Source organism: Companilactobacillus tucceti DSM 20183 (genome assembly GCF_001434665.1).
Lineage (GTDB): Bacteria > Bacillota > Bacilli > Lactobacillales > Lactobacillaceae > Companilactobacillus > Companilactobacillus tucceti.
The window spans coordinates 128,283-137,111 of sequence record NZ_AZDG01000003.1 but is presented as its reverse complement, the minus strand read 5'-3'; the positions used below and the strand labels follow the sequence as shown (position 1 = coordinate 137,111).

Here is an 8,829-nt window from a genome sequence, read left to right as displayed (position 1 = left end):
TTAAGAGGTGCCTCAGGTCCAAAATCATTCATCAATACGATTTGACAAAGAACCATAAATTTAAGACCAACTACTGAAATGATAATTAAGAAAATAAAGAAAAATCTTTTAAAACTTCTGGATTCGTTAAATAGCCACATGTTCATTAATGACCCTCCAGCAGCGCCTATCCCAGTCCAAATTGAGTAGCCGATCGACATAGGAATTGTCTGCAATGATAAGTATAGAAAAGTAAAACTAAAAACAAATGATATTACCATTGCTGCTAAAGCCATTTTATTTTTTGTATTTGAGTAAAAGCCTAACGAGGTGACGCCTGACATTTCGCCACACCCAGCGAGTATCAAGAATATCCAATCCATTAGTGTGCCTGTCTTTCTTCAATATCGGTGACGATCTTTAGTCCAATAACACCTATTGTTAATAAGATTAAAAAGAATAGTTTCGCCATACTAAATGCTTCGTGATATACCAATACGCCTGCTAAGACAACGAATAATGAACCCAAACCCACATATACGGCATAGGTAGTTCCAGCGGGGATATTTTTACTAGCATCGACCATCAAATAAAAACTTAAAATGAGAATAAGTACGACGACTATTGCTGAAATTAAAGAGTGTTGATGTTTCATCGCTGATACCCAGACTACTTCAAGTAAGGCGCCAATAAATATTTCAAACCAACTTTTAGTCATTTTGATCACCTCAATTAAAAAATAGAAAACGTTTTACATTTAAGTTCAGTCGCCATTATTTTAGCACAGCTGGGTCAAAAAAACCGATTATAGCGGTGTTTTGTAAGCGGTTATGAAGTAGTTATCGTAATCCGTATAATTGACTAAGGTGCCAAAATCGACTATCATATCTTATAAATTTTACCCTAAGAGAGGGTACAAAAAAATCTAGGAGGATTATCCATGTCGGCATGGGAAACAAAGTTTGATAAAAAAGGATTCACTTTTGATGATGTCTTATTAGTACCTGCAGAAAGTCACGTTCTACCTAATGAAGTAGATCTTTCAGTTCAATTAGCTAAGAATATTAAATTAAATACACCTATCTTAAGTGCAAGTATGGATACAGTTACTGAGGCACCAATGGCAATTGCCATGGCTCGCCAAGGTGGACTGGGAGTTATCCATAAAAATATGAGTGTTGAGCAACAGGCAGATGAAGTATTAAAAGTTAAGCGTTCAGAAAATGGCGTCATCATCGATCCAATCTATCTAACGGTAGACTCTCCAGTCAGTGCAGCTGAAGATTTGATGCATACATATCGAATCAGCGGTGTTCCAATTGTCTCTAACATGGAAGAATTAAAATTAGTTGGTATCATTACTAATCGTGATTTACGTTTTATCAATGATTATTCAATTAAAATTGATGAAGTTATGACAAGAGAAAATCTTATCACAGCACCTGTAGGAACTTCATTAAAAGATGCCGAAAAGATTTTACAAAAATACAAAATCGAAAAGCTTCCTTTGGTAGATAAGAAGGGTCGTTTAGGCGGACTAGTTACTATCAAGGATATTGAAAAAGTTCAAGAATTTCCTAATGCTGCCAAAGATCAGTACGGTCGTTTATTAGTTGCCGCTGCTGTTGGTGTAACTAGTGATACTTTTGAACGTGCTGCTGCTTTACTAAAAGCTGGTGCTGATGCGATTATTATTGATACAGCTCATGGTCATTCAGCAGGTGTTCTAAGAAAAATTAGTGAGATCAGAGAAAAGTTCCAAGATGCAACTTTGATTGCTGGTAATGTAGCCACTGCTGAGGGTACTAGAGCTTTGTATGATGCTGGTGTTGATGTGGTTAAAGTTGGTATTGGACCAGGTTCAATTTGTACAACAAGAATCGTTGCCGGTGTTGGAGTTCCTCAACTTACAGCTGTCTATGATGCAGCAAGTGTTGCTCATGAATATGGTAAGACGATCATTGCTGATGGTGGTATCAAGTACTCAGGTGATATGGTTAAAGCGCTAGCCGGTGGTGGTAACGCCGTTATGCTAGGTTCAATGCTTGCCGGTACTGACGAAGCACCTGGTGAATTTGAAATTTATCAAGGACGTCGTTTTAAGACTTATCGTGGTATGGGTAGTTTAGCCGCTATGTCACATGGTTCATCTGACCGTTACTTCCAAAGTGGTGTTAATGAAGCCAACAAACTTGTTCCTGAAGGTATTGAAGGACGAGTTGCAGCTAAGGGTGCTGTTGGAGACGTAATTTATCAAATGTTAGGTGGTCTTCGTTCTGGAATGGGATATGTCGGTGCACATAATCTAACAGAATTACAAGATGCCCAATTTGTTCAAATTTCAAACGCTGGATTACGTGAATCACATCCACATGACGTTACAATTACTAAAGAAGCTCCTAATTATTCAGTTAGATAAATAAACAAAAAAGTGAACTAACTTTCTAAAGTTAGTTCACTTTTTTAGCTTCCGAACTTTTATTGACTAAACGTGTAACAAAAGGTTGCCACCTTTTGTCACACTCTTTTTTTTATTGGATTATTTAATTTTTATTCTTAAAAATAAAGAATTTGGATAAGGCATAATTGCCAGTAATAGCCAATATCTGACCAACTATTTTAGATCCAGTACCATCAGCACTAAAGACTGAAATTCCAATCCAAAGTGTGGCTGTTTCAATTAAGAAGGTTAAAATTCTAGTTCCGTAAAAAGCCAACATTTCTCTAAAAGCGGTATTGGATTTGTGATGAAAGACGATAATTCGATCGATCCAAAATCCAACTTGAACTCCTAAGAACCATGCAACGATATTAGCAAATTGGTAGTTAAGATGCATTGTATGGTATAAGAGGAAGAATGTTCCAAAATTAACTACAACTGAAAGTAGCCCCCAAAGTAAATAACGAACAGCCTCTTTACCAGTACTATCTTTTTTTTCTGGTAATTCTTCTGAGTTAAATACAGTTCCAGCGTCGTTAATACCTTCTGAGATATCGTCGATAACCTTTGTTAGTGAACTTTCCTTATCAAGAGTTGTTTTCTTATTCATGATTGTCATTTCTCCCAATGTTTAAACGTACACCTTAATTTTAACCCTTTTATTCAATTTATAACAAATTTACTATTTTTTTCATTCAAAAGTGATTTAATTTATTCCTTATTTTGTAATTTCTTGCAAAACATCTTCGACATTTTCAGAAAATTCAATAGTTTTCTTTTTAATTGAAGATGGAACCACAATATGGTCTCGATTGATAATTATGTAATTTACTTGAGGGGCTAATGAAAGCATATCAAATATCGGCTTACGTAAATTAGGATGATTTTGTCCAACCCCTAACTCTAGAATTGTTAAAGCTTGATGTTTTGAAGTTGCTGAATTAAAAAAAGTTGAAAACTTATTCTGGCTAAGAACAGGTTTAAGATAATTTTCATTGAATGGCAAATGTGGTAATAATACATTTCCGCAAATTTCACATTTTGGCAATAAGTCCAAGGTAAGTTGATTTTTATTTTCGGCGTCTACAATTTTTTGAGCAATAGGTAGTGAGCTAACTAGTTGTCGATCATCATGTTCATCAAAACATTGAAGTGTTCCCCAATCACCTTCTGTAGCTAAGACGGAATCGTCATTGAAACCAGCAAGATTAAAATGATATTCACCATTAGACGTGGCAATCAGATAATCTTTATTTTTTAATAATTGTTTTAAAGATTCCATTTGTGAGCTGATATGGTAACTTCCAACAAAATAATTTATCAAGCGAGCCCATACTTGCCAAGCGTCTAGTAGATTATCATACGGGTATGATATAGCTGAAAGTATAGAATTAAAATGATACTTGGGAATAAGATCACCTAATATTTTTTGAAAATCATCGTTATTTTGAAAAATATTTATTCCTTCGCCAATTGAAAAACCATTGCTTGCAGTAACTAGAATAGGAGTTGGTGAATCTAAAATTTGTTTGATTTGATCTAATTTATTTATCATTTTTTACCTCTACTATTTGATTTCGTACGTCGTGTAATACTTTAGCTATATCATTTTGAATGGCTAGACCTTTATTTTCCAATTGTTCTGGTAGAAAGGCACTATCACGATTTACTGAAATATAATTAGCATTTGATAAATTGTAGCTCAAAGTCCAGAAGGGTTCTTGAATAAACATAGGTGTCATACGTCCTACTCCAAGTTCAATGAATAAAGTTTTGGATCCTTGATGGCTTAAAAGTGCATTTGAGATCTTGGCATACTCAGCTTGATATTTTTTTTCTTCCAAGAAATTACCATAACCACGTACCCATGGGAATGCTTCGGCACCACAGCGTGGGCAACGTGGAATTAAATCAGTAGGTATTTGAGTATCGTCACCCATAGCCTTAATCATTTGATCGATTGATTCAGTTGCATCCCAAACATCATCAGTACATGCGTTAGAACATTGAAAGAAGCGATGATCTCCTTGGATTTCTGAAACTTTGGCCTCATCAAATGATTTTATAAATTGTGTATCTTGGTTGGTAGTTACAATATCAAAATCTTTATCATTTAAAATTGCCGCTAGATCCTGATACGGTTGTCTGATTGAGGCGTTTAAAGTTGTGTTTAAGAATGTTGCTAAATATCCCCAGTAGGTCTCACGATTGGGGAAGGGATATCGCATACCAGCAAAAGCCCCCTTAAAACCGTATTTTTTTGAAAACTTTCCAAAATTTTCATAAAATGACGGAGTATCGGTATAATAAAAATCGCCACCACCTGCGGCCGATAATCCTGATGCCCCGCCAATTACAACGTATTCTGCATCATTAAACATTTTGCTAAATTTTTTAATTTGTGTTTCATAGTTGTCAGGCTGTTTGGTGCTTAATTTTATAGGTGTTTTTCCCTGTGAGTAAGTAGAATAGTTATTTTGAAAACTCTGTTGTGATTGTAAAACTAGTTTTTCATAAAAAGTCATGAAGATTTCCTCCAAAAGTTATTTATTAAATTCTTGACACCATGTAACGAAATTAATAAAGTTTATTTTAACTAATGGAAAACCAAAGTTAATAACAGTTAATATAAAGTTGTATTTTTATGGACAGAACTTGGAAAGTGTAATGGAGTCTGGGATGGTAAATATTAATAGAAAAATTGATCGTAGGACCTTATATACAATACAAATAGTAAAAGATTCATTTTTGGAATTAGTTAATGAAAATGGATATTCAAAAGTAACAGTAGCAAAATTATGTCGAGAAGCAGGCATTACACGTACTACTTTTTACTTACATTTTGATAATATAACTTCATTGTTAAATTCAGTATTGGACGATGCACTTGATTTTGAATTAGTTTCTGAAAATATATCGTTTAACAACGAATCATTTATTCCGGCATGCCAAAGAGTTGCTAAATCAGGTAAATATCAAGCTTTGTTTATGGATTCTAATTTGACCGAGTATATTATTGGCCGAATTTATGCACATGAAAAAGACAAGATGATTCCGGACATTATGAACAAAACTAATCTCGATCAAAAAGATGCGGATCTGTTATTTCAATACACTTTGCGTGGTTCATTTTATGTTAATTATCAACATCATTGGCAAAGAACAACAGCTTGGAAACACGATGTAAAATTAATGAACTACTTTGTAGAACAAGGTTATAAGGCTTTTCGTGAACGTTAAAATATAATTGCAATTATATTTTTGCTGTGATAATATCGCTTTTGAAAACTAAATAATGATTTCTTCGGGGCAGGGTGAAATTCCCGACCGACGGTAACAACTAAAAGTTGAAGTCCGTGACCCGCGTTTTGCGGTGGACCCAGTGAGATTCTGGGACCGACAGTATAGTCTGGATGGGAGAAGAAAAAATAAGATTTTTTCGTACGCAGTACGTTTATTCAAGATTGTCTTCGAAAGAAGTCTTATTTGGCTTAATAAAATAATGGGGCCCCGCATTTTATGCGGGGTCTTTTTTTGTGGGGTGAATAAGATTGAAAGATCAAAAGTATTTAGAAATGGCAATGGATCAAGCTAAAAAAGGGTTGGGTCAAACGTGGCAAAACCCATTGGTTGGCGCAGTCATTGTTAAGAATGATCAAGTTTTAGCAAAAGGCTATCATCGTCGTTTTGGTGAGAAACATGCTGAAATTGATGCCATTAGTCATTTAAAAAATGAGAAAGAGGCCACTGGGGCGACAATTTATGTGACTTTGGAACCTTGTAGTCATCAAGGAAAGACGCCACCATGTGTTAACAAAATAATTGAACTTGGATTTAAAAGAGTAGTTATCGGTCAAATTGATCCTAATCCACAAGTTTCTGGAAAAAGTGTTGAGCGTATGAAACAACATGGTATTCAAGTAACTAATTTGGATAATAGTAAGTCGCTAAATCCGGCCTATAATTTTTACTTCAAAAATGGTAGACCACTTATTACTTTGAAATACGCAATGTCTTTAGATGGAAAAATTAATCAGAAAAGTGGCTATAGAACTAAACTAACCGGAAAATATACTTTTAAAGATACTCAAAAATTACGGTTAATGAATCAAGCAATCTTGATTGGTGAAAATACTTTAAAAATCGATGATCCAAAATTAACAGTTCGCACTAATCCTTTATTTCCACCATATAGAGTCGTATTGATACATGATTCTCGAGAGTTAAATTTGCAACAATCAATATTTAAATCAGAAGGTCCCACTTATATTTTGACTAATTATAAAAATGAACAACATTTACCGGAAAACGTCCACGTAGTAGTAGACGAGACCTGGACTCCAAAAAAAATCATCGACTTTTTGACGAAGCAAGGAATTCAATCTTTATTAATTGAAGGTGGAAGTCATATTCATGCAGATTTTGTTAAAAGTGGTTTAGTAGATCAATTGATTGCATATGTTGCACCAAAATTGATTGGAGGATCCGGTCTACCCAGCGTTTTTGGGCAAGGGATTTCCGAGATGCTGGACTTTAAAATCGAGAAAATTTCTCAATTAGGATCAGATTTAAAAGTTTTTGCAAAGAGGGTGTATTGATGTTTACAGGAATTGTCAAAGGACAAGGAAAAATCGTCCAGCTTCAAGAAGATCATGGGACAAAGCAAATTAGAATTGCATCAAAAATAATCAATAAAAAGGATTTCTCAATTGGTGAAAGTATTTCTATTAACGGTGTATGTCTAACAATTACTAAATTTCAAGACAATGATTTTTGGGTTGATGCAATGCCTGAAACCTTGAGAAGAACTACTTTTGATGGACTCAAATTGAATAGTTTGGTCAACTTGGAACCGGCATTAAAAGTGACTGAACGATTGAATGGACACTTTCTTTTAGGACATGTTGATACAACAGCAACGGTAAATAACGTTGAGGAACAATCTACTTCAAAGGTATTTACTTTCAAAATAAATTCAGATCAGCTGCCATTTATTGTTGAAAAAGGCTCAATTGGAATCGATGGGGTCAGTTTAACCGTTGTGGCTGTTGGAGCAGATTGGTTCCAGGTAGCGTTGATCCCTTATACATTAAGTGAAACAACATTAGGAAATTTAGTACGTGGGAAAAAAGTGAATATTGAAACAGATATTTTAGGTAAATATGCTGTAAAAATGAATAAAGAGGTTGCTAATTATGAGTAAAAATGAAGTTATTAAAAGAGTTGAGTCAGCAATTAAAGAGTTAAAACAAGGGCATTTAGTCGTTGTTGCCGATTCTGTTGATCGTGAGGGAGAAGGAGATATGATCGGCTTGGCAGATTTTGTTACACCACAATCTGTCAATCTGATGATCAGTCAAGCAAAGGGGTTATTGTGTGCTCCAATGAGTCAGCAAGTAGCTCAAAGATTATCTCTAGAGCCAATGGTTTCTCATGGAACAGATGCCTTTGGAACAGCTTTTACGATCACTGTTGATGCTAAAACAACTTCGACAGGAATATCAGCTTATGACCGTGCTGATACGATCAAAACTTTGGCCGATCCAGAAAGTAATTGGGAAAGATTTTATCATCCAGGCCACATCTTTCCACTTATTGCTAAAGAAGGTGGAGTCAAAGTTCGTGGTGGTCATACTGAAGCTGCAGTGGACTTGGCAAAACTTGCAGGGGCAACTCCGGTGGCATATATTTGCGAGATAGTTAAGGATAATGGAAAGATGGCAAGAACAAAGGACTTGCAATTGCTAGCTGAACAAAATGAACTCCAATTTTTGACGATTAGCGATATTTTAAATTATCGTGAGTATCAAGATAATCTCGATATTAAGCCTTATTCAACCGTTGATTTACCAACTGCTTATGGTCACTTTAAGTTGCAAGCATTTGGTGATGGGATAAAAGAACCAAGTTTATTAATTTCTAAAGGAGATATAACTGGTGAAGAGCCATTGTTAGTACGTGTTCACAGTGAATGCTTGACTAGTGATGCTCTAGGTTCACTCCGTTGTGATTGTGGTCCACAATTACAAGAATCTTTACGTAGGATCGAAAAACAAGGTCGTGGTGCGGTTGTTTACTTACGACAAGAAGGTCGCGGAATTGGATTAACTAATAAATTAAGAGCCTATCATTTACAAGATCAAGGTTTGGATACAGTTGAGGCAAATCATGTTCTAGGACTTCCAGCAGACGCACGTCGTTATGATCTTGCTGCTAAAATACTTAAATCTAAAGGCGTTCGCCAAGTAAAACTAATGACTAATAATCCTGATAAGATCGATCAATTGCAGGAATCAGGGATTGAAGTTGTTGAAAGAATTCCATTAGAGGTTGGCCTAACAAAAGAAAATCAAACTTATTTAAAAACGAAAAAAGAAAAATTTCATCATATATTGAATGAGGTAAACTAA

The 8,829-nt window shown here is 35.1% G+C and carries 10 protein-coding genes and 1 riboswitch; of the genes, 5 read left to right on the top strand and 5 right to left on the bottom strand.

Features of this window, described 5'->3' with window-relative positions:
* Together FC72_RS02505 and FC72_RS02500 are read right to left on the bottom strand one after the other, a co-directional pair.
* A partial coding sequence (locus FC72_RS02505; protein WP_083480726.1) for a DMT family transporter occupies positions 1 to 362 on the bottom strand: 362 nt, incomplete at its 3' end.
* On the bottom strand, positions 362 to 697 hold the full coding sequence (locus FC72_RS02500) for a DMT family transporter (protein ID WP_057764447.1): 336 nt from the start codon (positions 695 to 697) through the stop codon (positions 362 to 364). The genes FC72_RS02500 and FC72_RS02505, both read right to left, overlap by 1 nt.
* 222 nt (positions 698 to 919) lie before the next feature.
* On the opposite strand from FC72_RS02500, the gene guaB reads away from it, so the two are divergent.
* Positions 920 to 2,398, top strand: coding sequence for an IMP dehydrogenase (guaB, locus tag FC72_RS02495; protein ID WP_057764445.1), 1,479 nt, complete (start codon positions 920 to 922; stop codon positions 2,396 to 2,398).
* A gap of 124 nt (positions 2,399 to 2,522) precedes the next feature.
* Here the strand turns inward: guaB and FC72_RS02490 are convergent, their stop codons facing one another.
* The 3 genes from FC72_RS02490 to FC72_RS02480 all read right to left on the bottom strand — a co-directional run bounded on the left by FC72_RS02490 (position 2,523) and on the right by FC72_RS02480 (position 4,944).
* A complete protein-coding gene (locus FC72_RS02490; RefSeq protein ID WP_057764443.1) occupies positions 2,523 to 3,029 on the bottom strand; it encodes a GtrA family protein in 507 nt (168 codons plus the stop codon).
* Between the two features lie 108 nt (positions 3,030 to 3,137).
* Positions 3,138 to 3,974 (bottom strand): hypothetical protein, encoded by an 837-nt coding sequence (locus tag FC72_RS02485; RefSeq protein ID WP_057764441.1) that lies wholly within the window; start codon positions 3,972 to 3,974, stop codon positions 3,138 to 3,140.
* Complete coding sequence (locus FC72_RS02480) at positions 3,964 to 4,944, bottom strand: SIR2 family NAD-dependent protein deacylase (protein WP_057764439.1); 981 nt, start codon at positions 4,942 to 4,944, stop codon at positions 3,964 to 3,966. Before FC72_RS02480 ends, FC72_RS02485 begins: the two co-directional genes overlap by 11 nt.
* Before the next feature lie 154 nt (positions 4,945 to 5,098).
* Here FC72_RS02480 and FC72_RS02475 point away from each other — a divergent pair, with 154 nt between their 5' ends.
* The 4 genes from FC72_RS02475 to FC72_RS02460 all read left to right on the top strand — a co-directional run bounded on the left by FC72_RS02475 (position 5,099) and on the right by FC72_RS02460 (position 8,829).
* Entirely contained in the window at positions 5,099 to 5,659 is a 561-nt protein-coding gene (locus tag FC72_RS02475) for a TetR/AcrR family transcriptional regulator (protein ID WP_057764437.1), read from the top strand.
* 56 nt (positions 5,660 to 5,715) lie between these two features.
* Positions 5,716 to 5,848, top strand: a riboswitch (FMN riboswitch).
* 122 nt (positions 5,849 to 5,970) lie between these two features.
* Positions 5,971 to 7,017, top strand: coding sequence for a bifunctional diaminohydroxyphosphoribosylaminopyrimidine deaminase/5-amino-6-(5-phosphoribosylamino)uracil reductase RibD (gene ribD / locus FC72_RS02470; RefSeq protein WP_083480725.1), 1,047 nt, complete (start codon positions 5,971 to 5,973; stop codon positions 7,015 to 7,017).
* Positions 7,017 to 7,622, top strand: coding sequence for a riboflavin synthase (locus FC72_RS02465; RefSeq protein WP_057764435.1), 606 nt, complete (start codon positions 7,017 to 7,019; stop codon positions 7,620 to 7,622). Before ribD ends, FC72_RS02465 begins: the two co-directional genes overlap by 1 nt.
* On the top strand, positions 7,615 to 8,829 hold the full coding sequence (locus tag FC72_RS02460) for a bifunctional 3,4-dihydroxy-2-butanone-4-phosphate synthase/GTP cyclohydrolase II (protein ID WP_057764433.1): 1,215 nt from the start codon (positions 7,615 to 7,617) through the stop codon (positions 8,827 to 8,829). The genes FC72_RS02465 and FC72_RS02460 overlap by 8 nt, the downstream gene beginning before the upstream one ends.